23 protein-coding genes are annotated in these 24,978 nt (G+C 33.7%); 16 read left to right on the top strand and 7 right to left on the bottom strand.

The window, feature by feature from the left end; genetic code table 11:
- Positions 1 to 35 precede the first annotated feature (35 nt).
- Positions 36 to 1,340: an anthranilate synthase component I family protein gene (locus NBRC110019_RS07045; RefSeq protein WP_281753578.1), complete on the bottom strand. Its 1,305-nt coding sequence runs from the start codon at positions 1,338 to 1,340 to the stop codon at positions 36 to 38.
- Between the two features lie 394 nt (positions 1,341 to 1,734).
- Between NBRC110019_RS07045 and NBRC110019_RS07050 the strand changes: the two genes are divergently transcribed.
- From NBRC110019_RS07050 to NBRC110019_RS07095, 10 genes are all read left to right on the top strand, one after another.
- On the top strand, positions 1,735 to 2,379 hold the full coding sequence (locus NBRC110019_RS07050; RefSeq protein ID WP_281753579.1) for a GNAT family N-acetyltransferase: 645 nt from the start codon (positions 1,735 to 1,737) through the stop codon (positions 2,377 to 2,379).
- Positions 2,376 to 3,563: an argininosuccinate synthase domain-containing protein gene (locus tag NBRC110019_RS07055; protein WP_281753580.1), complete on the top strand. Its 1,188-nt coding sequence runs from the start codon at positions 2,376 to 2,378 to the stop codon at positions 3,561 to 3,563. Before NBRC110019_RS07050 ends, NBRC110019_RS07055 begins: the two co-directional genes overlap by 4 nt.
- Entirely contained in the window at positions 3,560 to 4,537 is a 978-nt protein-coding gene (argC, locus tag NBRC110019_RS07060) for an N-acetyl-gamma-glutamyl-phosphate reductase (RefSeq protein WP_281753582.1), read from the top strand. The genes NBRC110019_RS07055 and argC overlap by 4 nt, the downstream gene beginning before the upstream one ends.
- Before the next feature lie 40 nt (positions 4,538 to 4,577).
- Positions 4,578 to 5,372, top strand: coding sequence for a pyrroline-5-carboxylate reductase (gene proC / locus NBRC110019_RS07065; RefSeq protein WP_281753583.1), 795 nt, complete (start codon positions 4,578 to 4,580; stop codon positions 5,370 to 5,372).
- A gap of 2 nt (positions 5,373 to 5,374) precedes the next feature.
- Positions 5,375 to 6,508: an aspartate aminotransferase family protein gene (locus NBRC110019_RS07070; RefSeq protein WP_281753584.1), complete on the top strand. Its 1,134-nt coding sequence runs from the start codon at positions 5,375 to 5,377 to the stop codon at positions 6,506 to 6,508.
- Between the two features lie 21 nt (positions 6,509 to 6,529).
- Complete coding sequence (locus NBRC110019_RS07075) at positions 6,530 to 7,480, top strand: N-acetylornithine carbamoyltransferase (RefSeq protein ID WP_281753586.1); 951 nt, start codon at positions 6,530 to 6,532, stop codon at positions 7,478 to 7,480.
- A gap of 4 nt (positions 7,481 to 7,484) precedes the next feature.
- On the top strand, positions 7,485 to 8,261 hold the full coding sequence (gene argB / locus NBRC110019_RS07080) for an acetylglutamate kinase (RefSeq protein ID WP_281753587.1): 777 nt from the start codon (positions 7,485 to 7,487) through the stop codon (positions 8,259 to 8,261).
- The gene (locus NBRC110019_RS07085; RefSeq protein ID WP_281753589.1) at positions 8,258 to 9,325 is read left to right on the top strand and encodes a M20 family metallo-hydrolase; all 1,068 of its coding nucleotides are present in this window, start codon (positions 8,258 to 8,260) and stop codon (positions 9,323 to 9,325) included. The genes argB and NBRC110019_RS07085 overlap by 4 nt, the downstream gene beginning before the upstream one ends.
- Positions 9,326 to 9,330: 5 nt before the next feature.
- Entirely contained in the window at positions 9,331 to 10,617 is a 1,287-nt protein-coding gene (gene argH / locus NBRC110019_RS07090) for an argininosuccinate lyase (protein WP_281753591.1), read from the top strand.
- 125 nt (positions 10,618 to 10,742) lie between these two features.
- On the top strand, positions 10,743 to 11,933 hold the full coding sequence (locus tag NBRC110019_RS07095) for a heparan-alpha-glucosaminide N-acetyltransferase domain-containing protein (RefSeq protein WP_281753593.1): 1,191 nt from the start codon (positions 10,743 to 10,745) through the stop codon (positions 11,931 to 11,933).
- Here the strand turns inward: NBRC110019_RS07095 and NBRC110019_RS07100 are convergent.
- Positions 11,928 to 12,860, bottom strand: coding sequence for an AraC family transcriptional regulator (locus NBRC110019_RS07100; protein ID WP_281753595.1), 933 nt, complete (start codon positions 12,858 to 12,860; stop codon positions 11,928 to 11,930). The genes NBRC110019_RS07095 and NBRC110019_RS07100 overlap by 6 nt on opposite strands.
- 91 nt (positions 12,861 to 12,951) lie before the next feature.
- Here NBRC110019_RS07100 and NBRC110019_RS07105 point away from each other — a divergent pair, with 91 nt between their 5' ends.
- From NBRC110019_RS07105 to NBRC110019_RS07115, 3 genes are all read left to right on the top strand, one after another.
- Complete coding sequence (locus tag NBRC110019_RS07105) at positions 12,952 to 14,478, top strand: aldehyde dehydrogenase family protein (protein WP_281753597.1); 1,527 nt, start codon at positions 12,952 to 12,954, stop codon at positions 14,476 to 14,478.
- Positions 14,479 to 14,686: 208 nt separating this feature from the next.
- Positions 14,687 to 15,052 (top strand): DUF779 domain-containing protein, encoded by a 366-nt coding sequence (locus tag NBRC110019_RS07110; protein WP_281753599.1) that lies wholly within the window; start codon positions 14,687 to 14,689, stop codon positions 15,050 to 15,052.
- 36 nt (positions 15,053 to 15,088) lie between these two features.
- Positions 15,089 to 16,438, top strand: a complete 1,350-nt coding sequence (locus NBRC110019_RS07115; protein WP_281753601.1) for a DEAD/DEAH box helicase — start codon at positions 15,089 to 15,091, stop codon at positions 16,436 to 16,438.
- An 18-nt stretch (positions 16,439 to 16,456) separates the two neighbouring features.
- Here the strand turns inward: NBRC110019_RS07115 and NBRC110019_RS07120 are convergent, their stop codons facing one another.
- A complete protein-coding gene (locus tag NBRC110019_RS07120; RefSeq protein WP_281753603.1) occupies positions 16,457 to 16,990 on the bottom strand; it encodes an NADPH-dependent FMN reductase in 534 nt (177 codons plus the stop codon).
- A gap of 89 nt (positions 16,991 to 17,079) precedes the next feature.
- On the opposite strand from NBRC110019_RS07120, the gene NBRC110019_RS07125 reads away from it, so the two are divergent.
- Positions 17,080 to 17,964 carry an aldose 1-epimerase family protein gene (locus NBRC110019_RS07125; protein ID WP_281753605.1) on the top strand — a complete coding sequence of 295 codons (885 nt, stop codon included), beginning with the start codon at positions 17,080 to 17,082 and terminating at the stop codon, positions 17,962 to 17,964.
- Between the two features lie 60 nt (positions 17,965 to 18,024).
- On the opposite strand, the gene NBRC110019_RS07130 is transcribed toward NBRC110019_RS07125, so the two are convergent.
- The 4 genes from NBRC110019_RS07130 to dapF all read right to left on the bottom strand — a co-directional run bounded on the left by NBRC110019_RS07130 (position 18,025) and on the right by dapF (position 21,393).
- Positions 18,025 to 18,696 (bottom strand): peptidoglycan-binding protein LysM, encoded by a 672-nt coding sequence (locus tag NBRC110019_RS07130; protein WP_281753606.1) that lies wholly within the window; start codon positions 18,694 to 18,696, stop codon positions 18,025 to 18,027.
- Between the two features lie 356 nt (positions 18,697 to 19,052).
- Entirely contained in the window at positions 19,053 to 20,096 is a 1,044-nt protein-coding gene (gene mltG, locus NBRC110019_RS07135) for an endolytic transglycosylase MltG (protein ID WP_281753607.1), read from the bottom strand.
- Positions 20,093 to 20,617 carry a GNAT family N-acetyltransferase gene (locus tag NBRC110019_RS07140; protein ID WP_281753608.1) on the bottom strand — a complete coding sequence of 175 codons (525 nt, stop codon included), beginning with the start codon at positions 20,615 to 20,617 and terminating at the stop codon, positions 20,093 to 20,095. The genes mltG and NBRC110019_RS07140 overlap by 4 nt, the downstream gene beginning before the upstream one ends.
- Positions 20,611 to 21,393: a diaminopimelate epimerase gene (gene dapF, locus NBRC110019_RS07145; protein ID WP_281753609.1), complete on the bottom strand. Its 783-nt coding sequence runs from the start codon at positions 21,391 to 21,393 to the stop codon at positions 20,611 to 20,613. The genes NBRC110019_RS07140 and dapF overlap by 7 nt, the downstream gene beginning before the upstream one ends.
- Positions 21,394 to 21,554: 161 nt before the next feature.
- Between dapF and NBRC110019_RS07150 the strand changes: the two genes are divergently transcribed.
- Complete coding sequence (locus tag NBRC110019_RS07150; protein ID WP_281753610.1) at positions 21,555 to 22,961, top strand: trypsin-like peptidase domain-containing protein; 1,407 nt, start codon at positions 21,555 to 21,557, stop codon at positions 22,959 to 22,961.
- A 131-nt stretch (positions 22,962 to 23,092) separates the two neighbouring features.
- Positions 23,093 to 24,541 carry a glyceraldehyde-3-phosphate dehydrogenase gene (locus NBRC110019_RS07155; RefSeq protein WP_281753611.1) on the top strand — a complete coding sequence of 483 codons (1,449 nt, stop codon included), beginning with the start codon at positions 23,093 to 23,095 and terminating at the stop codon, positions 24,539 to 24,541.
- Positions 24,542 to 24,978 lie beyond the last annotated feature (437 nt).

Below are 24,978 nucleotides of genomic sequence, written 5' to 3' on the forward strand. Positions count from 1 at the left end.
AAGATACTAAGTTCTTTGTTAGAAATTCTTAAGTTCTAATTAACCTTTTCACAAAGCACTCGTTTCATGGCATTTGCCTTGAGAAGGCATTCTTCATATTCCTTTTCGGGGTCTGATAAGGAGGTTATAGCACTTCCAACCGAAAATGAAGCATATTGTTTGGTTGAATTGTAAAGAATACTTCTGATTACCACATTAAAATCAAAATCTCCATTGGGTTCAAAATATCCTACAGAGCCACTATACAAACCTCTTTTGGTTTCTTCCAATTCCTCTATAATATTCATAGCTGAAATCTTTGGTGCTCCAGTCATACTCCCCATCGGAAATGTACTTTTTATTAAGTCTACAGAATTTACATCCATCGGCACCTCTGCAACAACGGTTGAAATTAACTGATGTACTTGTTCAAAAGTATAGACTTCACATAACTCCGCTACCTTAACACTTCCTTTGGTTGCAAAATGCGATAGATCATTTCTTACTAAATCAACGATCATAATATTCTCTGCCCGCTCTTTGGTGTCATTTTTTAGGGTATGAATCAAAGCCTTATCTTCCCCTTCATCGGTAGATCGTTTTGCTGTACCTTTAATGGGTTGTGAAATAACCTCTGTCTCTTTTCTTTTTATGTATCGCTCTGGTGAAGCTGAAAGTAAATAATTTCCTTCTAATTTTAAAAAAGTAGCAAATGGTGGTGTAGATATTGCATTGAGTTTTTTATAAATACTTAACGGATTAATCGTTGCATTTTCAGCATAAAACTCCATACATAAATTAGCCTCATAAATATCTCCTCTATGCATATATTCTTGCATTGTTTCCACCTTTTTTAAATAATCAGGCCTTGAAATTCTATCGCAAACTTGTAGAACATCATTCATATGCTCCTCAAAAATCATTGTGTCTTGAATTTCTTGTAAGTCACTTTCTATTTCTTCATCAACCATTCCCAAATAAGAAAAAATTAACTCATTCCCCTTTAAGTAAATAATTTTTTTAGGTTGAAAAAAATAAAGCAAATCAAATGCTAACGCATCGATATTATTAGATATTAAAGCTTCAGTTTCATTTTTTAAATCATAACTTAAATATCCAAAAATGTAATCGTTGGTCGTTTTTTGATACTCTTTCAATGCTTCAAAGCCATCGTTGGTGTCTTTCTTTTTTAAAACGGTAAGCGCATCTACTGCTAAAACAGCATCAAATTCACTGTATTGATCAAAATATTCATTGGAATCTAACCAAATAACTTCCTCAAAACCAGAAGACCATTGTAGTAACTTTTCTTTAAGTAAGCTATTTGTGGGGATCGAAAAAATTTGGGTCTTTCTCTTCATTGATATAAAAAAGTGTGGCAAATTTAACAAACTATTAAAAAAAAGATTGTTTTTATTTAAAAATATATTTGTAACATTGTTATATGAAAAATAGTTTTTTAAACATAACACCTAGATTCCCTTATAGTTCTCCCGAACGCCGCCGCTGTAATAACTAATTAGTAGTTGGTTAAAGAAGTTATTGATTTATTTTTCATTTTTATTCCATGTTTTTAAACTCATTTTACATATATCTTAGAAATCAATTTCAGCATACTGAAATTAGCTTTCACTTACCCCGTACTGTACGTCGCCGCCCGTAAGGGTGATACTTTTTTATAGAACTTAGGTGAGTCCGGTTCTTTTCTCCAGAAAGAATATCCTTTTTATTATAATTAATTCTTAAATTGTTGAAATGAAGATTGTTGTTGCCAATAAATCTCATAGTAAATATGCTACTATCATTTGCGAAACTATGGCAGAATCAGCCAAGGTTCGTGGAACTGGTATTGCCAAAAGAACTCCAGAATATGTTATCACAAAAATGGAAAATAGCAATGCTGTTATAGCGTTAGAGGGCGATAAATTCGCTGGGTTTTGCTATATCGAAGTGTGGAGTCATGAAAAATTTGTGGCCAACTCTGGATTAATTGTGCACCCCGATTACAGAAATATGGGACTGGCAAAACGCATAAAAAAAGAGATTTTTAATTTATCAAGGGAAAAATTTCCCAAGGCCAAAATATTTGGTATTACCACCGGATTGGCTGTTATGAAAATTAACTACGAATTAGGTTATAAACCTGTAACCTTTTCAGAGTTAACCGATGATCCTACCTTCTGGAAAGGTTGCCAAACATGTAAAAACTACGATATTTTACAGCGTACAGAACAAAAAATGTGTTTGTGTACTGGTATGCTTTATGATTCTGAGATAAAAAAAACAAAAAAAAATAAGCAAGCATCACACGATCATAGCTACGACAAAAAAGTATTACAACGATTAAAAAATATCAAACAACATTTATTCTTACCTAAAGAAAAAGAACACAAAAAATGAAAAAACTAATTTTAGCCTACAGTGGTGGTTTAGACACCTCATATTGCGCAAAATATTTATCTAAAGAAAAGGGTTTTGAAGTACATGCAGTTAGCGTAAATACTGGTGGTTTTTCTGAAACTGAAATTAAAATAATGGAAGAAAAAGCATATGCCATTGGTGTTGCTTCTTATGTAAGTATTAATGCTTTAACCTCTTTTTACCAAAAAGTAGTAAGATATTTAATTTACGGAAACATTCTTAAAAATAACACATATCCACTTTCTGTTAGTGCAGAACGTATAGTGCAAGCAATTGAAATTATTAACCACGCTAAAAAAATTGGGGCTCAATATATTGCTCACGGTAGTACCGGTGCCGGTAATGACCAAGTAAGATTTGATATGATTTTTCAAATATTAGCTCCTGAAATTGAAATCATTACTCCAATTAGAGATTTACAATTATCTAGAGAGTCTGAAATAGCGTACCTAGAAGAAAACGGAATTGAATACAGCTGGGAAAAAGCAAAATATTCTATTAACAAAGGATTGTGGGGTACCAGTGTTGGAGGTAGTGAAACATTAACTTCTCACGGTACTTTACCAGAAGAAGCCTACCCTAGTCAATTAGAGGAAACTACTCCTAAGAAAGTTGTATTAACCTTTACAAAAGGAGAACTTACGGCTATTGATGGAAATAAAAATGCACCTCAGATAAACATTCAGTTGTTAAGTGAAATGGCATCTAAATATGCTATTGGAAGAGATATACATGTAGGTGATACTATTATTGGTATTAAAGGTAGAGTTGGTTTTGAAGCCGCTGCTCCTATCATTATTATTAAAGCACACCATTTGTTAGAAAAACATGTACTTACTAAATGGCAACAACACCATAAAGAGTATTTAGCTAACTGGTACGGTATGTTATTACATGAAGGTCAATACCTTGATGAAGTAATGAGAAATATTGAGTCTTTTTTAGCCGACTCTCAGAAAAATGTATCAGGTGATGTATTTGCAACCTTATTACCATACAGATTCCAATTAGACGGTATTGCTTCTGAGCACGACTTAATGAATGCATCCTTTGGAAGTTATGGTGAAATGAATAAAGGATGGACAGCTGAAGATGCTAAAGGCTTTATTAAGCTTACTTCAAATCAGAACAAAATTTATTATCACGTAAACGGAGAGTTATGATACAAGTTGGTATTGCAGGAAGTGCGGGATACACCGCAGGAGAACTTATAAGAATACTTTTAAATCATCCTAAAGCGGAAATTAATTTTGCTTATAGTACTTCTAACGCTGGTAATTTGGTAAGCAGTATTCATCAAGATTTAGAAGGTGAAACAAACCTTACATTTACAGACAAAGTAAACCCGAACGTGAATATAGTTTTCTTATGCTTAGGTCATGGAAATTCTAAGAAATTCTTAGAGGCGAATACCTTTGCAGCGCATACTAAAGTACTTGATTTAAGTAACGATTTCCGTTTAGAAAAAGATGCTTCGTTTAACGGAAGAGATTTTGTATACGGGCTCCCTGAGTTTCAGAAACAAGAAATTATAAATGCTCATAACATTGCCAATCCGGGGTGTTTTGCTACCGCTATTCAGTTAGCGCTATTACCATTAGCTAATGAGAAGTTATTGCAGAATGATGTACATATACATGCGGTAACTGGTAGTACTGGTGCCGGACAATCGTTATCAGAAACGAGTCATTTTACATGGCGTAACAATAATTTCTCGTATTACAAGCCTTTTACACATCAGCATTTAGGTGAAATTTCAGAAACGTTGGTCTCATTACAAGGAGCCTTTTCTGAGGAATTAAACTTTATGCCTTACAGAGGCGATTTTACTAGAGGTATTTTTGTTACGGCATATACAAAATATGAAGGAAGTTTGGAAGAAGCTAAAGAGCTGTTTAAAACTTTCTATAAAGATGCTGTATTCACTACGGTTTCAGATACGCCATTACATTTAAAACAAGTAGTGAACACCAATAAATGTTTGCTACATGTACACAAACACGAGAATAAAATTTTAATTACCAGTTGTATAGATAACTTATTAAAAGGTGCTAGCGGACAAGCAGTTCATAACATGAATCTAATGTTTGGACTAGAAGAAACTACAGGATTGCATTTAAAAGCAAGTTATTTTTAATCATTGATTTCTAATTAAAGGAAGCTAAACTTTTACTACCATGAAAATAGCCATATTAGGAGCCGGAAATTTAGGATTGGCGATTGCCAAAGGACTCATTGTTAATAATGCCATTACTTCGCTATACCTTACCAAACGGTCTGTTTCTTCTATAGAAAATTATGCCGACTATGGCAATGTTTTCACTACTACAAGCAACAAAGAGGCGGTTGAAAAATCTGATATTATTTTATTAGCTGTTCAGCCAAGACATTTAGAAGGTGTCTTACATGAAATTAAAGACATACTTACTGAAAAGCATGTACTGATCTCAACTGTAACCGGATTTAAAATACCGAAAATTGAAGCTATTGTTGGTAGCGATCAATTTATTGTAAGAGCCATGCCAAATACCGCTATTTCAGTAGGTAAGTCTATGACATGTATTTGCTCTAATGAAAAAGGTAAAAAACGTGTAAATGTTGCTATGGCTATTTTTAAACGTCTAGGAAATGCAATAGAGATTCCCGAAGAGCAAATGCAGGCAGCAACGGTAATATGCGCCAGCGGTATTGCTTTTTGGATGCGTTTGATACGAGCTACGACACAAGGGGCTATTCAGTTAGGATTTGAATCTAATGAAGCGCTGGAAATGTCTATGCACACCTGTTTAGGTGCAGCTAGCTTATTGGTAGAGTCAGGACATCATCCCGAACAAGAAATTGACCGTGTAACCACTCCAGGAGGTTGTACCATAGAAGGCCTTAACGAAATGGAACACGAAGGGTTAAGCTCCTCGTTAATTAAAGGTCTAATTGCTTCTTTTGATAAAATCAATCAAATTTCTAAATCGTAAGTATGAAACTATTTAATGTTTACCCATTATATGATATCACCCCTGTAAAAGGTAACGATGTATTTGTTTATGACAACAAAGGTGTTGAATATTTAGACCTGTACGGAGGGCATGCTGTAATTTCTATTGGGCATGCGCATCCTAAATATGTTTCTAATATTCAGGAACAAGTTGCTAAACTAGGGTTTTACTCTAACGCTATACACAATCCGTTACAGAAGGAATTAGCGGAAAAACTCGGAGAATTGTCTGGTTGTGATTCGTATAACCTATTCTTATGTAATTCAGGTGCAGAAGCAAATGAGAATGCGCTCAAAGTAGCCTCGTTTGTTACCGGTAAATCTAGAGTGATTTCGTTTAGAAATTCTTTTCACGGAAGAACCTCAGCAACCGTTGCCGCAACTGATAATCCAAAAATTGTTGCCCCAATCAATGCCCAACAAAAAGTTACCTTTTTAGAACTTGGAGATATTGACAGTGTTAAAACAGAACTTGAAAAAGGAGATGTTTGTGCTGTTATTTTAGAGTTTATTCAAGGGGTTGGTGGTTTAGATGAAACCACTGCTGAATTTTATGAAAACGTAGATACGCTTTGTAAAGCAAACAACACCTTTTTAATAGCAGACGAAGTACAAGCAGGATACGGTAGAACCGGAAACTTTTTCGCCTTTCAGGCATACAATGTAACGCCTGATGTGATCTCCATGGCAAAAGGAATGGGGAACGGATTCCCTATTGGTGGGATTTTATTACATCCTTCTATTGAGGCATGGTTTGGAATGTTAGGTACTACTTTTGGTGGTAACCACCTGGCCTGCGCTGCCGGAATTGCTGTATTAGATGTAATGAAGGATGAAAGCCTTATGGAACATGTAAAAGTGCTTTCTGAATATTTTAAGAAAAAAGCAACTGAAATTCCAGGGGTTAAAACCATCAAAGGACGTGGATTGATGCTTGGTTTAGAATTTGATTTTGAAGTAGCTGAACTACGTAAAAAGCTTATCTACGATTATCATATTTTCACTGGTAGTGCTAAAAACAAAAAGTTATTACGTATTCTACCTCCGTTAACTGTTCAGAAAGAACATATTGATACTTTTTTAACTGCCTTAAAATCGATTTTGCAGCCCGTATAATATGAAATTGACAACGTAAAAATGAAAGAATATTTAGATATATCAGATATTAACAACCTCCACGAAATAATAGATGAAGCTATTTCATTAAAAAAAGCCCCGTATTCTTTTGAGGAATTGGGCAAACATAAAACTATTGGACTATTGTTTTTTAACTCTAGTCTACGTACCAGACTAAGCACACAAAAAGCAGCCCAACAATTGGGGATGCATTGTATTGTAATAAATTTTGGTGCAGATGCCTGGGGATTAGAATTTGAAGATGGTACTGTTATGAATGGTAGCACCACTGAACACATCAAAGAAGCCGCTGCCGTTATATCTCAATATTGTGATATTATAGCTATTAGAGCCTTCCCTACATTAACTGATAAGGAAAAAGATTTATCGGAGCATGTGCTAAACAACTTTAAGAAATACGGTAGTGTACCTATTGTGAATATGGAAAGTGCTACGGCACATCCTTTACAGGCTTTAGCAGATGCTATTACCATAACCGAACTTAAAAAAACAGCTAAACCTAAGGTGGTTTTAAGTTGGGCTCCGCATCCTAAAGCACTACCCCATGCCGTAGCTAATTCGTTTACAAAAATGATGCAACGTATGGATGTTGATTTTGTGATTACCCACCCTGAAGGATATGAATTAAATCCGGAAGTGACCAAGGATACGCCTATTGTGTACGATCAGGAAGAAGCTTTTAAAGATGCCGATTTTATCTATGTGAAAAACTGGAGTAATTACAAGGAGTATGGTAAAGTAGTAAATAACGATCCAAGCTGGACCATCTCTAACAAACAAATGGCTGTTACCAATAACGCTAAGTTTATGCACTGTCTTCCGGTACGTAGAAATGTAATTGTAGCCGATGAAGTGATAGACAGTGATGCTTCTGTAGTTATTGAACAAGCTAACAACCGTACTTATTCAGCGCAAGTAGTTTTAAAAAGAATTTTAGAGCATTTAAAATAAACCCATGGAACTAAAAATCATTAAAATAGGTGGAAACGTAATAGAAAATGAAACGGCTCTAGAAGCCTTCATTACCGATTTTGCAGCTGTTAAAGGACCCAAAATTTTGGTTCATGGTGGTGGTAAATTAGCCACACAATTAGCTGAAAAAATAGGAATTGAAACTACTATGGTAGAAGGTCGCCGTATTACAGATGCTGAAACTCTAAAGGTTATTACCATGGTATATGGTGGTTTTGCTAATAAAAACATTGTTGCCAAATTACAAGGGAATGGCTGTAACGCTATTGGTTTGTCAGGTGCAGATGGTAATGCCATACAGGCTATAAAACGCCCTGTTAAAACTATTGATTACGGTTATGTAGGCGATGTTACAGGGATTAGCGAACAAACCATTGATGCCTTATTAAAAAGTGGATTAACACCTGTATTCTGTGCTATCACCCATGATGGTAACGGTCAGCTTTTTAATACCAATGCCGATACCATAGCTGCTACCATTGCGGTAGGGATGAGCAATATTTATAACACTGCTCTTTACTATTGTTTTGAGAAAAATGGGGTGATGAAAGATATTAATAATGAAGATTCAGTTATTGAACATATTAACACTGAAAATTACCCAACACTATTAGCGGAAAAGATTGTTACTGAAGGAATGATTCCTAAATTGTACAATGCTTTTGAAGCCTTAAAACAAAATGTAAAAAAGGTTTGTATTGGCAATACAAAAATGATTGTAGAAAACAGCCAACAAAAACACACAACAATTACGTTATGATTATTCAGGAACATTTAACCGAACAAGCCACCGAGCTACTGAGACAACTAATAGAGACTCCTTCATTTTCATCTGAAGAGGAAGGTACTGCTGCTCTTATTGAAAAATGGCTTACCAAATTCGATATTCCTTTTCAACGCAAGCAACATAATATTTATGCATTTAATAAACATTATAAAGAGGGTAAACCTTTATTATTATTAAACTCCCACCATGATACCGTAAAGCCAAATACGGGCTATACCAAAGATCCGTTTAAAGTTATTGAAGAAGACGGTAAATTATACGGTTTGGGAAGTAACGATGCTGGAGGATGTTTAGTAAGCTTGCTTGCAACCTTTGTTCATTTCTATGAAAAAGAAAATCTATCGCATAACATCGTAATTGTAGCGTCCGCTGAAGAAGAAAGTTCTGGTCCTAATGGTTTAAACAGTATGTTAACACATTTACCAAAAATTGATGTAGCCATTGTTGGAGAACCTACCCTAATGAATCTAGCAATAGCTGAAAAAGGATTGTTGGTATTTGATGCCGTGGTAAAAGGAACTCCTAGTCATGCGGCACATCCTAACAACAATAATGCTATCTACAATTGTATAGACGTTTTAAAATGGTTTGAACAGAAGAAATTTGAGAACGTATCTGAGGTATTAGGAGAAGTAAAACTCACTGTTACTCAAATTAAAGCAGGTAAACAACATAATGTAGTACCGGCAGAAGTAGAATTGGTAATAGATGTAAGAGTAAACGATAAATATACCAATGCAGAAATAGCAGAAATTTTAGCTAGAGAAGCACCATGTGAAGTAAAAGCACGATCGTTACGCTTAAACTCGTCTTCTATAAATAAAAAGCACGATTTGGTAAAAGCTGGTATTGCTTTAGGTAGAGTAACCTATGGCTCTCCTACCCTTTCAGATCAATCGGTATTATCATGCCAGTCTTTAAAGTTAGGCCCTGGAGATTCTACCCGATCGCACTCAGCAGATGAATTCATCTATCTTCATGAAATTGAAGAAGGAATTGATCTTTACATTAAAATTTTAAGCACCTTTTTACAATAATTATTATGAAACTTTGGGATAAAGGTTTTAGTACCGATAAAAAAATAGACCATTTTACCGTTGGTAATGACAGACAACTAGACTTATTACTAGGCAAATACGATGTGCAAGCATCTAAAGCACATGCTAAGATGTTAGGCAACATTGGCATTTTAACCACTAAGGAAACACTGGATGTTATTTTAGCCTTAGATGAAATAGCTATTACTATTGACAATGATGAGTTTACTATTGAGGATACGTTTGAAGATATGCATTCTAAGATAGAATTTCTATTAGTTCAAAAATTAGGAGATACCGGAAAAAAAATACATACAGCTCGCTCAAGAAACGATCAGGTTTTAGTGGCGGTTCATTTGTACCTAAAAGAGGAAATAAACGAAATAAAGGTGCAAGTTAAAGAGCTATTTAATCTACTTATGAGTAATGCTGAAGCCTATAAAGACATTCTTATACCTGGCTATACCCATTTACAGGTAGCTATGCCTTCTTCGTTTGGGTTATGGTTTTCGGCGTATGCAGAAAGCTTAATAGACGATGTATACTTTTTAAATGCAGCCTTTAAAGTTGTAGATCAAAACCCTTTAGGAAGTGCAGCCGGGTATGGTAGTTCTTTCAATATCAACAGAACCTTCACTACTAAAGAACTTGACTTTACGACGATGAAATACAATGTAGTGGCTGCACAAATGAGTAGAGGTAAATCTGAGAAAAGCACAGCCTTTGCGGTGAGTAGTATTGCTGCTACCCTGGCTAAAATGAGTATGGACATTTGTTTGTATATGAGTCAGAACTTTAACTTTATAAGCTTCCCAGATGAGCTTACCACCGGAAGTAGTATTATGCCTCATAAGAAAAATCCAGATGTATTTGAATTGATTAGAGGGAAATGCAATGTATTACAAGGACTACCTCAACAACTAGCCTTATTAACAACCAATTTACCAAGTGGCTATCATAGAGATTTACAGCTATCTAAAGAGCTATTGGTACCAGCTTTACAAGAGTTAAAATCGTGTTTAGAAATGGCGGTATTTACACTTCGGGATATTAAAATAAATACCAATATCTTAAACGATTCTAAATACAATTATTTATTTAGCGTAGATACCTTAAACAAGTTGGTTCAAGACGGTATGCCGTTTAGAGATGCCTATAAAAAAATAGGTATGGAAATTCAAAAAGGACATTTTGTTCCTGATAAAAATGTACATCATACCCACGAAGGTAGTATTGGAAATCTTTGTTTAGAAGATATTCAACACAAAATGGAATTGGCTCTAAAATTATGATTTTCAAAATTTTAATAACCCTATTTTACTAGAATCATATTTATAATTAAATTCTATAAAATTAGGGTGGTTGCTTTATAAAGCTATTATTTTTTTATATAGTTTTGTGCAAAACTGGAGTCCGTATGAAACAATCTTCTTTTAGATTATATTTTATAGATCTTATTCGTGCTTTTGCTATTTGTATGATGCTTCAAGGGCATTTTACCGATAGTCTTTTAGGACATGAATATAGAGATCCTAATAATATTTTCTATTCGGTTTGGTTGTATTTTAGAGGTATTACAGCTCCTACTTTTTTTACTGTTTCCGGTTTTATTTTCACGTATCTTTTAATTAAAGATTCTGTACATACCGGTTGGGATAATATTCGTGTTAGAAAAGGAATCAGACGTGGTTTTTATTTAATTGGTATTGGGTATGCATTACGTACCAATATTGCCGGACTATTAATAGGACAAATCTACGATGGGTTTTATATGATAGATGTATTACAATGTATAGGTTTATCTCTAATATTAATAGTTACTATTTACTTATTAACGCAAAATACACCTAAGTGGTTGATGCCATTATTATTGCTTTCAGCTACACTATTCTTATTTACTTTTGAACCCGTATATTCGCAACTAACGTTTGATTATATGCCTAAAATGTTTGCTAATTACTTTACCAAAGCAAACGGATCTGTTTTCACTATTTTTCCATGGTTTGGTTATACCGCATTCGGTTCGTTTTTAGCATATGTTTTTAATCATTATAAAGGACATAAACATATTTATATATACGCTATAAGTACAGCGCTAATTTTGGGTGTAGCATTATTATTTGGTAGTTCTCCTTTCTTTTATAAAATGTATGAAGTAACCGGAATTGAAATATTTAACATGATATTTGATAACAACTACCTATACGCTAGACTAGGAAATGTTATGTTTTCATTTGCATTTTTCATGTTACTACAAAATGTACTTACCTACCGCAAGTTTATAGAAATAGGACAAAATACCTTATCAATATATATAATACACTTCATGTTATTATATGGTAGCTTTACAGGCTTAGGGTTGTATAAATTCTTTAATCATTCGTTATCTCCGTATGTCATTGTACCAGGAGCTATTATTTTTGTACTTACTAATGTATTTATTTCATTTAAATACAACCTATACAAACCAGAAATAGACAAGAAAACAGCTTTAGTCAAGCAAGAAGTTATGCTGTTAACTATAGAAGCATATTATATTATTATAAATACAGCAATACGTATTAAGAATAAAATAGTAGCTATGCTTTCTGGTTACCGAAACTCATGATAACATAGAACGGTATTGCTTAGGGGTAATTTTTTCTATTTTTTTAAACTGTCTGTTAAAATAGCTTACATTGTTAAAACCTGATTGAAAAGCTACATCCCTAAGTTTGAATTTAGAATTCTTAATTAATTTCTTAGCAAACTTAATACGTTCTGCATTTAAATAATCAATCGGTGTTTCTCCTAGCGTATTCTTAAAGGTCTTAAAGAAACTAGATTTACTCATACAGGCCTTATCGGCCAGTTTATCCACATTTATTTCCTCTGTTAAATGCTCTCGTATATATTTTACCACAAAGGCTATTCTGTTATCATCTAAGAGTGGTGTTGTATCATTTAAAAGTAGCACCCTAGCTTTGGTTTGTAATAACCTAACAATTAACTCCTTTATCATTAAATCTAACAATACATCTTTCGCTTTACTACCTTCTACAAAAGTTATAATTAAACGGTCTACCAATGCCTGTAGATTTGTGTTATTATTTAAATGAATAGCTAAGTCATCTAAGTTGTAACTATCATTCTCAAATTCAATTCGAGTTTGATCATTAAAAAAGGCAACAGTTTCTTTTATTTTGTCCGATGCAATCCCTAAGGCTAAACATTCTGTTGGCTTCTCCAACGTTGCCGTAGGAAAGTCAATAATCATTTTTTCGTTAGCAGGTAACACCACAGACTCTCCTGGTAAAAACTCAAAATTCTTCATTTGGTTAAGGTGCATCACCTTCTTTCCAGATATCATACTAGCTATAACAGGATAACTAAATTCTAAATAAACATTCTCGGCTTTTAGTCTTGTTTCGTAGATATTCAATTCAGCAAAATCGGCCGTATAAACAGTGCGGTTTTCCACCAGCGTGTCAATCTTTCTCAGACTTTTATAATTTATCAAATTAGCATTCAAAACCTCAATATTTATTGATATCATACTAATGTACTACAAAAAAATACAAATGTTCAATTATTTAAATAAAATTTTGATCAATTTTAACATCAGTAATCAAAATCAAATAATTTTTATGGATACTATGACACAATCTTTCCCATTTGTAGGTAAAGAAGTTTCCTTTAAGGAACACTACGATAATTTCATTGGAGGCCAGTGGGTTGCCCCTGTAAAAGGTGAATATTTTGATAATACTTCCCCTATAAACGGACAGTTAATTGCTAAAGCAGCTAGATCTACTAAAGAAGATATTGAACTAGCTTTAGATGCAGCTCATGAAGCTTATAAAACTTGGAGTCGTACCTCTCCAACTGAGAGAAGTGCTGTTTTATTAAAAATAGCAGACGTCATGGAACAAAATTTAGAGTACTTAGCAACTGTTGAAACCATTGACAATGGTAAAGCTATTAGAGAAACTTTAAATGCCGACCTTCCTTTATGTATTGACCATTTTAGATATTTTGCAGGTGTTATTAGAGGAGAAGAAAGTACTATAGCCGAATTAGACGAGAACACCGTGAGTATTGCTCTGCATGAACCACTTGGGGTTGTTGGGCAAATTATCCCATGGAATTTCCCATTATTAATGGCGGTTTGGAAAATAGCACCGGCAATTGCTGCTGGTAATACTACAGTTGTAAAAGCAGCTGAACAAACCCCCACTTCTATTTTAGTTTTAATGGAACTTATTCAGGATATCATTCCGGCTGGTGTTATTAATATAGTAAACGGCTTTGGTGTTGAAGCTGGTAAACCATTAGCACAATCTCCAAGAATTTCTAAAGTTGCCTTTACAGGTGAAACTACCACTGGTAGATTAATTTTACAATATGCTTCTGAAAACATTATTCGTACTACAATGGAATTAGGTGGTAAATCACCTAACATCTTCTTTAAATCTGTTGGAGATGCCGATGATGATTTCTTTGATAAAGCCATAGAAGGTGCTGTTATGTTTGCCTTAAATCAAGGCGAAGTTTGTACTTGTCCTTCAAGAATGTTGGTACACGAAGACATTTACGACAAATTTATGGAGCGTGTAGTAGCCAGAACAAAAGCTATTGTATGTGGTAATCCGTTAGACCCAGCAACTATGATGGGAGCTCAGGCTAGTAATGATCAGAAAGAGAAAATTATGTCGTACCTGAAAATAGGTAAAGAAGAAGGTGCTGAAGTATTATGTGGTGGTGACGAAAACCATTTAGGTGGAGAATTTGAAAACGGACACTACATTCAGCCTACCATCTTTAAAGGACACAATAAAATGAGAGTATTCCAAGAAGAAATCTTTGGTCCTGTTGTAGCTGTTACTACTTTTAAAACAACAGAAGAAGCCTTAGAAATTGCAAACGATACCTTATACGGACTAGGTGCCGGTGTATGGACGCGTGATGCACATGAAATGTATCAAGTACCCCGACAAATTTTAGCTGGTAGAGTTTGGGTAAATAATTATCATGCATACCCCGCTCATGCCCCATTTGGTGGTTACAAAAAATCTGGATTTGGGCGTGAGAACCATAAAATGATGTTAGAACACTACAGACAAACCAAAAACATGCTTATTTCTTATAGTAAGCAAAAACTTGGTTTCTTTTAAATTATGTATTGGGCAAATAATAAGGGCAGTTTTGTACTGCCCTTGTTTGTTCAAAGCCAATTACTTAAGGGTATACCAAAAATAACATTTAACCTTAATTACCAAGTAACCTATTTCATGGAAAGCCCGCGAAACAGTATAATTGAATATGGGGTTTAATTACGAGACAAGTCTCGTAGCATTAAATATCGATCATCGAGAAAAAGTTATGATTACGAATATAGAAAAGATTAGTGCCACAGATAAAGCAAGAGAACTAATAGCCAAGCTGCAGGATAGAAACGGAGCTATTATGTTTCACCAAAGTGGCGGATGCTGCGATGGGTCGCAACCTATGTGCTTTACCACAGATGATTTTAAAATAGGAGAATCTGATATTAAATTGGGAACTATATACGGTGCCGATTTTTGGATGAGTAAAGACCAATACGAATATTGGAAACATACACACCTAACCTTAGATGTGGTGCCAGGTAGAGGATCAAGTTTCTCTTTGGAAATACCAATGGGCGTCCGATTTATTATTCATTCAAGATTATTAACCTCTGAAGAACGCAAAGTGTTAAATATCTAATTTAAAAAAAGCTACCTTTGCATAAATTTATATGTAATGGGTACTTTTGAAGATTTAAAACTTACCAAGTTTTTAGATAATGTTATAGAAGATTTAGGGTATACTACTCCTACTCCAATTCAGGAGCAGGCATTTCCTGTAATTCTTTCAGGTAAAGATGTTGTAGGTATTGCCCAAACCGGTACCGGAAAAACATTTGCATACCTATTACCTATTTTAAGAGAATTAAAATTCTCTAAGCAGCAAACTCCTCGTGTTTTAATATTAGTACCTACAAGAGAGTTAGTAGTACAAGTTGTTGAAGCTGTAGAACAGTTAACCGCCTACATGAATGTACGCGTTGCAGGTGTTTATGGTGGAGTTAATATGAATACTCATATTGCACTAGTGCAAGAAGGGCAAGATATTATTGTAGCTACCCCTGGTAGATTGTACGACTTGGCTATTAGCCGTATGCTAAGCCTTAAAGCGATTCAAAAGTTGGTTATTGATGAAGTAGATGTAATGCTAGACCTTGGGTTTAGATTTCAGTTAATGAACATTTTTGACCTGCTACCCGAAAAACGTCAGAATATTATGTTCTCTGCTACTATGACCACAGAAGTAGATGACCTTATTACAGACTTTTTCTTATTTCCTGAAAAAATCTCAGTAGCCGAATCAGGTACACCTTTAGACAATATTCAGCAAACTCGTTATGAAGTACCTAACTTCTATACCAAAATTAATTTGGTAAGTAGTTTGTTAAAAGATAAAGAGACCTTTAAAAAGGTAGTTATATTCTCTCCTGATAAAAAGAAAGCAGATATTCTATTTGAAAATTTAGAAGAAATGTTTTTGGGACAATGTGCTATTATCCACTCCAATAAAACACAGAATTATCGTTTACGAGCTATCGAAAATTTTGATAATGGTAAGAAACGCGTATTGGTAGCCAGTGATATTATTGCTCGTGGATTAGATTTTGATCAACTATCGCATGTTATCAGTATTGATGTACCGGAGTATCCAGAAAACTATATTCACCGTATTGGTAGAACAGGTAGGGCTGAAAAAGAAGGAAAATCAATTTTATTTTCTACGCCTAAAGAAGCAGAATACCTTATTGCTATACAAGAATTAATGCAAAAGCAAATTACTTTATTAGAAAATCCAGATGATTTAGAATTTAATGAGCAGTTGCTACCTGAAGAACGTGATAAGGTAAGAGAGCGCAATAACCCTACTAAAGTAGTAGAAGATGAACGTGGAGCTGCCTTCCATGATAAAAAGGAGAAAAACAGAAAGATTAATATGGGAGGTTCTTATCGTAGAGAACTTGCTAAAAAATATAAAAAGCCTAAAACACGTGGTGATAAAAATGCTAACAAGAAAAAAAGGAGATGAAACATCATCTCCCCTGAACTATGCTTCTAAAAATTGGTTGAGCTTATCCTGATGCTCTTTTGAAAGAGCTTCATCTGTAATTTTTAAATCGGATGCAGAAAAATGTTTACTGTATGAAGGCAAAGAAAACGTTGTAATAACTTCCCCTCCAAAACGTGGTAATAATAACGAAGTCGCTTCTAACGATTTTGAAGCTCCAAACTTACCTTCAGAGGTGCTCATTAAAAAGATTTTCTTTCCTTCAAGAAAATTACGGTTAAAACGAGACATCCAATCAATCAAGTTTTTAAAATAAGCAGACATATTTCCATTATGTTCATTTACAGAAATAACAAGTCCGTCTGAATCTTGTATATCATTTACCAATTCAACCAAGGCATTTTTAAAACCTTCCTTGCGTTCTTCATCCTCACTGTAAATAGGAAATGGCATTTCGCTCATATCAAGTGTATCAACACTTAGCCCCTCTATTAAACTTACAGTATACTTTACTAATTGAAAATTGATAGATTTTGAAGAATTACTTCCTGCAAAAGCAATTATTTTTTCCATTTTTTACTAATTTTATTTAAAGATATAGCATTAATAGCTTGTAATTGCAATAACTATAGTAAATTACCGGTTTTATACATCAATATTATATGAAAATTCCTAAGAAGCTTTCTATTTCTAACGATCAGTTAGAGGTAACTATTAAAAAAGAAGGTGCCGAAATTTGCAGCATTAAAGACACTAGTGGAACTGAATATATCTGGGATGCAAATCCTGAAATTTGGGGTAGTCACGCCCCTGTACTCTTCCCTATTATAGGGAGTTTAAAGGAGAGTCATTTCACTTACAATGGCAAAAGATATTGTACTCCAAAACACGGGTTTATACGTTACAATGAAAATTTAAAAGTAGCTAATCAAACCACCAGTTCAATTACACTAAACTATACGTATACAGAGGACTCTCTGGTAATCTATCCGTTTAAATTCGATTTTTCAATTACCTTTTCCCTTGAAGGAAAACAATTGAAAGTACAGCATTCAATAAAAAATTTAGGAGACGAAACAATGTTTTTCTCCATTGGAGGGCATCCGGCTTTTAAATGCCCTTTAAAAGATGGTGAAAACTATGATGACTACCTACTGGTATTTGAAACAGAGGAAACCTGTGAAACCCACCTATTAGATAGCCAAGGTTTACAATCGGGTACCACTGCACCTCTATTAAAAGGTGATAAAATTTTGCGTCTGCAACATGAACTTTTTAAAGATGATGCACTTATTCTAAAAGATTTAACCTCTCGTAAAGTGAGTCTTTGTCATGAAACAAAGGGCGAAATATTATCAGTATCTTTTCCTGAGTTCAATTATTTGGGTATTTGGGCAAAACCATCAGGGGATTTTGTATGTATTGAGCCATGGTTAGGAGTAACCGATAATGCTGATACCAATGGAGATTTCACCAAAAAAGAAGGTAATTTACAACTCGCATCAAGTGCTCAGTTTGATGTTTCTTTTTACATTGATATACATTAAAATAAAAAATCCGAAGTGTTTAAAACACTTCGGATTTTCAATTACTACTTTACTATTGCTCTAAATAACTTTCGCCTTTCTATCGGCTTTAATAAAAGAAAGATCATATCCGGCAAACTTCTTCATGTAAAACTTTATAGAAGTACCATTAGCATCTCTAAAAACATGACTTCCTGAGGTACGCAAAAACTTTTTCACGTTACCGGCACCACCTAAATGAGCCGCTGCCAGAATGCCAGATTCTGTTACATAAACACCATTAATCCTTTTACCGACATATTTTTTTATCTCCTTTCGTAAAATGGCTTTATTTCTTGCCATATACGCTATTAAGACTTTTTCCTGAAGTTCAGGATCATTTAAAAACTTCTTGGTATCATGAATACCAAAAGCTCTTAACGTTTTTTTACCAAACTGGTATTTTCCTAAATACCCTAATTGATTGGTAACAAAGTAATTCCCTCTTGACTCTTTATAACCTAACGCCTCTTTAAAACCTGTAAACGATTTCCCTGTAAAAGGAGGAGTTATTAACTCTGCCTTACTAATGGTTTTAAAAGATGGTTCAGTAATAGAAAATTTAGCAATTAAAGAATCTGGAATTGTTTTTTTTATTTTTTCTTTTTCTAAAGGTTTCTTATATTCGGTTTTAGTTTTGTTTTTACTATATCCGAAATAAATAAAACCTAAACATAATAATGATAGAACAATTTTAACTGCATTCTTTTTCATTTATTTTATTTTCTCTAAAAGTGTTGTTAAACAACTGAAAAAGAACAATATAAACTGTTATTCTTCCTCTCAGAAATTAGGGCGACAAATGTACAAACTTTTTATCTACCTAAAAAACAAATAGTTAAAATTATATTAATATTAAAAAAGAATCAAAACTTAAACAAATAGTTCGTTTTATTTATAAAATCAGTAAAAAATTTCCAAAAAAAAGCTTACAAGATTAACATATTCATAATACATATCACTTTTTAAAGCTCTAAAACACCGTTTTTTTTCAAAATTAGCCTAAAAGTTTAACCTTCATTAACATTTAGACTTATAGATTTATCAATTTTTGTTACAAATAAAACAGCTTAATAAGACTGTTTACTAACCCATTTATGATATTGAGATGCGTTTCTAAGATGCTGAGAAAGAGTTTTTGAAAACTTATGATAACCAAAATTTGTAACATCGGCTACAAAGAAATAATAGTCATGATGTTCGTAATTTAACACGGCATCTATAGATGATATATCGGGCATTGCTATAGGCCCTGGAGGTACACCAGACGCATAATAAGTATTATATGGTGAAGTTGATGTGGCATCTTTATGCTTATTTAAAACACGCTTAATAACAAAATCATCGTCCCCTATTTTCTTTCTATAAGCAAATATAACTGTAGGGTCTGCTCCTAATAACCAATTCGATTTTATACGGTTAATATATACCCCTGCTACACGTTTGCGTTCACTTACCTTCGCTGTTTCTTTTTGAACAATAGATGCAACGGTTACCACCTGAACTGGTGTTAAGTTTAATGCCTTTGCCTTGTTTAATCGGTCTTCATTCCAAAATAAATTGTACTCCTTAAGCATTCTATTCCTAAACTCACTACCGGAAGTATTCCAAAAAAACTCATAGGTATTAGGGATATAAATAGCCAAAGCAGTAGCTTTTGTAAAACCATTTTCTTTTAAAAATTCAGCATCATACATTGCTTCTAATAACTCTGTACTATCAGCTTCTATCTGAGTACTAATTCTACCAGCCAATTTCTCTAATGTATCCTGATTATTAAAAGTTATTTGAATAGGAATATTATTAACTCTAAGTGTATTTACAATATCATTATTATTCATACCCTTTTTAATAATGTAATATCCAGGCTTTACATTGGATGCATACCCTTTTTTTTCAGCTAATTGTACAAATGCATCAATATCCTTCAAAAGAGGTGTCAATTGTTCTTTTACATCATCAAATGTATCAATACTACCTATGTAAAGATGTGCCTCTTCATTATTGAAACTTGTATTGGGTTCAAACAATATATTATAAATACGATATACAAAAATACCACCTGCTACTACTCCAAGTAGCGCAATAATAACTACTAACTTTTTTATATTCATGCTTTTATTTTCTGAAAAAGAAGTTCATTTTTATAGGCACCATCAACTAAAACCCAATCCGCTTTAAGTCCGGTTAGTTTAAAGCCTAGCTTTTCAAACAGACGAATACTGGCTTCATTATCCTCTGATATATTGGCATAAACCTGATGCAAATTCAATTTTTTAAAACAATACTTTAACACCAAGGAAAGAGACTCTGCCCCGATTCCTTTTTTTCTATAGGTGTCTACTACAATAATCCCCACTCCTGCTCGCTTATTTTTTGCATCAAAATCAAAAATATCAATAAAACCACATAATAGATTTTCTTCTGTTGTTACAATTGACAATCGAAGTTGTTTTACATCAAAAATATCTCTGTGACTATTTTCTAAATATTGCTTTAAAATAAATTTGGAGTAAGGTGTAATTGTTTCGCTTACCTCCCAAACATTCTCATCATTTTCTATTTGATATAGAAAATCAAGATCTTCTGGCTCTAAGGCTCTTAAATAACAATATGTACCTTTAAGTGTTAACATATAATTGTACCTTCGAATACAAAGGTGGCTTTTCCTTTTAAGAATATGTTTTTAAACAATTTATCACTCTCCTCCGTAAAACTTACCTGAAGGGTCCCTCCAAGCGTTTCTAAGGTAATCTGTGTACTTTCTGTTTTACCATTAGCATACATAGCTAATGCTACAGCAGTAACTCCTGTACCACAAGAAAGTGTTTCATCTTCTACACCGCGCTCATATGTACGAACTGCAAAAGTGTCAGCTGACATTTTTTCAACGAAATTGACATTACTACCAGCTTCATTATAAGGTGTACCATAACGTATTGCTTTTCCATTCGAAAATACATCATAGTTCTTTATATCTTCTACTTCTTGTACGTGATGCGGAGATCCAGTGTTTAAAAAACTATAAACATCAAAAATTTCAAGGGTATCAACATCTATCATTTGTAAGCTTACAACATCTCCATCTATCTCTGCATAGTGCTTCCCATCAATGGCGTTAAAAGTAGCCTCGTCTTTAATAACTCCAAGTTGTTTTGCAAAAGCTACTAAACATCTACCCCCATTACCGCACATGGTACTCTCATTTCCATCTGCATTATAATACACCATTTTAAAATCATGTTCTTCATCATTCTCTAAAAGAATCAACCCATCGGCACCAACACCAAATTTCCTGTCGCACAACTTATTAATTAACGTAATATCGTGTTTAGGAAAGGTATCTTCTCTGTTATCAACCATTATAAAATCGTTTCCAGCACCTTGATATTTATAAAAATTAAGCCTCATTACCTCTTATTAATTCTGCAAATATACATTATTTAGACAGGTTTTTCCTTTGTTAAAATGTGGTTAAAGTTAAACAGAATAAATATTTATGGAATAATTTTAGAGTATTAAAAAGAAAATATTAAAATTTTAAGAATTGTATAAACCAAAAGAAAAGCAAAATGAAAAAGTACTTTAGTTTGTTGTTTGTTGCTATCTTAGGAGGTGTAATTACTTTAGCCTCTTATAAATTATTTTTAGAGAAACCTTATTACGTAACCGAAGGTGCAAACGAAAATGCAGCACAGACCTTTACAACCAATTTTAACCATGCCCCGACCCCGGCATTAGATGAAGAAGGATTTACCAATGCGGCCGATAAAACAGTTCATGCCGTAGTACACGTTAAGAACACTTCTATTGCCACAGATCAATCTGTTTATAGTTTTATGTTTGGATCTGGAGGACAACAACGTGCTCAGGTAGGTACTGGTTCTGGTGTTATTATTTCTCCTGACGGATATATAGTTACAAACAACCATGTTATTGAAAACGCTACTAAGCTAGAAATTACCTTAAATAATAATAAAATATATGAAGCAACTTTAGTGGGCACCGATCCTTCTACTGATATCGCTTTATTAAAAATTGATGCCGACGAAAGATTACCTTATCTAGCGTTTGGAAATTCTGATAACACCAAAATTGGTGAGTGGGTATTGGCAGTAGGTAATCCGTTTAACTTAACCTCTACGGTAACTGCAGGTATTATTAGTGCCAAAGCAAGAGATTTAAATCCGTATGACGATAAGATTCAGTCTTTTATTCAAACAGATGCTGCTGTAAATCCGGGTAATAGTGGTGGTGCATTAGTGAATACTGCCGGAGACCTTATTGGCATTAACACAGCTATTACATCGCAAACAGGTAATTATGTAGGATATTCATTTGCAGTGCCAAGCAATATTGCTAAGAAAGTAGTAGATGACTTATTAGAATATGGAAATGTACAAAAAGGTATTCTAGGTGTTTCTGGTAGAAGTTTAAATTCAACTATTGCAAATGAAATAGGTGTTAAATACACAGAAGGTTTTTATGTAGCAGGTGTTGAAGGAGATTCTGGTGCAGACAAAGCGGGGCTTCAGGAAGGAGATATTATTAAAAAAATAGATAATATTAAGATTAAACAATTTTCTGATCTAACGGGTTATTTAACTTCCAAAAGACCTGGAGATAATGTACAGGTATCATTCGAAAGAGATGGAGATTATAAAAGCGTTAAAGTTACTCTTACTAAAAAAGAGACCTATTCTATTACTGGATTAGGATTAACGGTTAAAAATCTATCTACAAAAGACAAAAAGAGCTTTGGAGTGAGCAATGGTGTTAAAATTACCAAAGAAGCTACCTTCTATAGCAACCGAAACTTAGAACTTGAAGGTAAAGTTCTTATTAGTATTAATAATGAGCCAATTTCTTCTATAGACGATGTAAAAGAGGTAATGAGTAGTGTATCGAACGGTTATAACAACCGTAATGTACTTGTTGTTATTAACAAGAATGGTGAAAAAGAAAGATACTTCTTTTAAAATGTAGCTATAAAAAATTAGCAAGAAAGCTCCTTAAGGGGCTTTTTTTATACCCCAAAACTTTTACGAAAACGTTTGAAATATGTAGTTTTGTATTAAATTAGTATTTATTATACACAAATAAACTAAAAATGACAAGTAACTCCACTTACGAAAAAGAACTTGCCTTTCAGGCTGATAGAAGGCGGGCTACAGTAGAATTCATAAAAGTTATTAGTGATCTATGGTATGAGAAATCAATTGAACTTGTATTTTTTAGAAACCAGCTTATTGATAACAATGTTAGTCAAATTTTAAACTTACACGAATATGCTGCCGAATTTGTGGGGAAACCCATTTCTGTATTTGATACTACCGAAATTGCGAAAGCCATATATTCATCGGGCCTTCCTCCTGCCAAATTAGATATAGGCAAACTTACTTATGAATACCAATTGGAAGATGATAAACATGGTAATGCACGTGCCTTTGTACTAAATAAGTTAAAAGCCGCCAGTAAAACCAACAAAATAAAACCTAGAGATGTAGTATTGTATGGGTTTGGTAGAATTGGTAGATTGCTAGCAAGAGAACTTATGACCAAAGTGGGTAAAGGAGGTCAATTACGTTTAAGAGCAATTGTTACTCGTGATGCAAATACGGCAGAATCATTAGAAAAAAGAGCTGCTTTGTTAAGGAGTGATTCGGTACACGGACATTTTCCGGGGGTAGTTACCGTAGATTTAGATAATGAAGCTCTTACCATTAATGGTACAACAGTTCACATGATATCTGCTCATGCACCCGAAAATATAGATTATACCGAATATGGCATAGACAACGCTCTTATTATAGACAACACAGGTGCATTTAGAGATAAGGACGCTTTAGGGAGACACCTTATGGCAAAGGGAACAAGTCACGTTTTACTAACTGCTCCTGGTAAAGAAATACCCAATGTTGTACACGGTGTAAATCATTTACATTACAGCCCTAAAGAACATTCTATATTTTCTGCAGCATCATGTACCACAAATGCTATTACCCCTATTTTAAAAGTTATTGAAGATTCTTTGGGTGTTGTAAAAGGACATCTAGAAACTATACATGCATATACCAACGACCAGAATTTGGTAGATAACATGCACAAAAAATACAGACGTGGTAGAGCCGCGGCACTTAATATGGTTATTACAGAAACCGGTGCAGGAAAAGCTGTTGCTAAAGCGTTACCCGAATTAAGTGGCAAACTAACTTCAAATGCAATAAGGGTTCCTGTACCAAATGGTTCCTTAGCTGTATTAAACTTAGAGGTAGAAAAAACAACATCTGTTGAAGATGTACAAAACATTCTTAAAAAGTCCGCTTTAGAAGGTAGTCTTGTAGAGCAAATTCAATATTCGTTAAGTAATGAGCTAGTTTCTTCTGATATTATTGGAAGTTCAGCTCCTTCTATTTATGATAGTAAAGCCACAATAGTTGATAAAGAAGGTAAAAATGTTATACTATACATATGGTATGATAACGAATATGGCTACTCTCATCAAGTTATACGCTTGGCTAAATACATAGCTCAGGTAAGAAGATTTACTTATTATTAAGTATTTATATTGTTAGTATCGTTTGTAAAAACCCGAGTGTATACACTCGGGTTTTTTTATATAATATTTATAACCTATACAACAGACCTGATTTGATTTTTATGTACTCTCGTTTACCTCATTTATTACCATGTCCAGAAAAATAATTGTAAGAAATTAAGAATGGGAGAAATTACCAAAAATTGATGTGCCCTATTAAAAGAGAAACATTACCGAATGAATTTAGAAAAAACATACAACTAGGAAACTCTACTTCTGTAAGGCTACTTTAGACTAAAAAAGATAGCTATTAAAGCTGCTAAAGCAATGGGATTAAAATTGACAGGTGTTGACATTACCAGATTGTAAAAAGGATCACTGTTACTTTAGGTGAATTCATCTCCCCGATTAGAAGCTATTGAATAGGCTTAAAAATTTATAAGAAAAATTTCAATTGG

Origin of the sequence: Neptunitalea chrysea, assembly GCF_027924145.1 — a bacterium.
Classification (GTDB): Bacteria; Bacteroidota; Bacteroidia; order Flavobacteriales; family Flavobacteriaceae; genus Neptunitalea; species Neptunitalea chrysea.

What these genes read in the sequence shown, in the direction of transcription:
- proC (WP_281753583.1), top strand. Translation starts at nt 4,578, where the DNA reads ATGAAAATAGCCATATTAGGAGCCGGAAATTTAGGATTGGCGATTGCC.
- NBRC110019_RS07105 (WP_281753597.1), top strand. Translation starts at nt 12,952, where the DNA reads ATGGATACTATGACACAATCTTTCCCATTTGTAGGTAAAGAAGTTTCC.
- NBRC110019_RS07075 (WP_281753586.1), top strand. Translation starts at nt 6,530, where the DNA reads ATGAAAGAATATTTAGATATATCAGATATTAACAACCTCCACGAAATA.
- NBRC110019_RS07110 (WP_281753599.1), top strand. Translation starts at nt 14,687, where the DNA reads ATGATTACGAATATAGAAAAGATTAGTGCCACAGATAAAGCAAGAGAA.
- NBRC110019_RS07095 (WP_281753593.1), top strand. Translation starts at nt 10,743, where the DNA reads ATGAAACAATCTTCTTTTAGATTATATTTTATAGATCTTATTCGTGCT.
- NBRC110019_RS07055 (WP_281753580.1), top strand. Translation starts at nt 2,376, where the DNA reads ATGAAAAAACTAATTTTAGCCTACAGTGGTGGTTTAGACACCTCATAT.
- NBRC110019_RS07085 (WP_281753589.1), top strand. Translation starts at nt 8,258, where the DNA reads ATGATTATTCAGGAACATTTAACCGAACAAGCCACCGAGCTACTGAGA.
- NBRC110019_RS07100 (WP_281753595.1), bottom strand. Translation starts at nt 12,860, where the DNA reads ATGATATCAATAAATATTGAGGTTTTGAATGCTAATTTGATAAATTAT.
- argH (WP_281753591.1), top strand. Translation starts at nt 9,331, where the DNA reads ATGAAACTTTGGGATAAAGGTTTTAGTACCGATAAAAAAATAGACCAT.
- NBRC110019_RS07045 (WP_281753578.1), bottom strand. Translation starts at nt 1,340, where the DNA reads ATGAAGAGAAAGACCCAAATTTTTTCGATCCCCACAAATAGCTTACTT.
- NBRC110019_RS07125 (WP_281753605.1), top strand. Translation starts at nt 17,080, where the DNA reads ATGAAAATTCCTAAGAAGCTTTCTATTTCTAACGATCAGTTAGAGGTA.
- NBRC110019_RS07120 (WP_281753603.1), bottom strand. Translation starts at nt 16,990, where the DNA reads ATGGAAAAAATAATTGCTTTTGCAGGAAGTAATTCTTCAAAATCTATC.
- NBRC110019_RS07115 (WP_281753601.1), top strand. Translation starts at nt 15,089, where the DNA reads ATGGGTACTTTTGAAGATTTAAAACTTACCAAGTTTTTAGATAATGTT.
- mltG (WP_281753607.1), bottom strand. Translation starts at nt 20,096, where the DNA reads ATGAATATAAAAAAGTTAGTAGTTATTATTGCGCTACTTGGAGTAGTA.
- NBRC110019_RS07150 (WP_281753610.1), top strand. Translation starts at nt 21,555, where the DNA reads ATGAAAAAGTACTTTAGTTTGTTGTTTGTTGCTATCTTAGGAGGTGTA.
- NBRC110019_RS07050 (WP_281753579.1), top strand. Translation starts at nt 1,735, where the DNA reads ATGAAGATTGTTGTTGCCAATAAATCTCATAGTAAATATGCTACTATC.
- NBRC110019_RS07140 (WP_281753608.1), bottom strand. Translation starts at nt 20,617, where the DNA reads ATGTTAACACTTAAAGGTACATATTGTTATTTAAGAGCCTTAGAGCCA.
- NBRC110019_RS07155 (WP_281753611.1), top strand. Translation starts at nt 23,093, where the DNA reads ATGACAAGTAACTCCACTTACGAAAAAGAACTTGCCTTTCAGGCTGAT.
- NBRC110019_RS07070 (WP_281753584.1), top strand. Translation starts at nt 5,375, where the DNA reads ATGAAACTATTTAATGTTTACCCATTATATGATATCACCCCTGTAAAA.
- argC (WP_281753582.1), top strand. Translation starts at nt 3,560, where the DNA reads ATGATACAAGTTGGTATTGCAGGAAGTGCGGGATACACCGCAGGAGAA.
- argB (WP_281753587.1), top strand. Translation starts at nt 7,485, where the DNA reads ATGGAACTAAAAATCATTAAAATAGGTGGAAACGTAATAGAAAATGAA.
- dapF (WP_281753609.1), bottom strand. Translation starts at nt 21,393, where the DNA reads ATGAGGCTTAATTTTTATAAATATCAAGGTGCTGGAAACGATTTTATA.
- NBRC110019_RS07130 (WP_281753606.1), bottom strand. Translation starts at nt 18,696, where the DNA reads ATGAAAAAGAATGCAGTTAAAATTGTTCTATCATTATTATGTTTAGGT.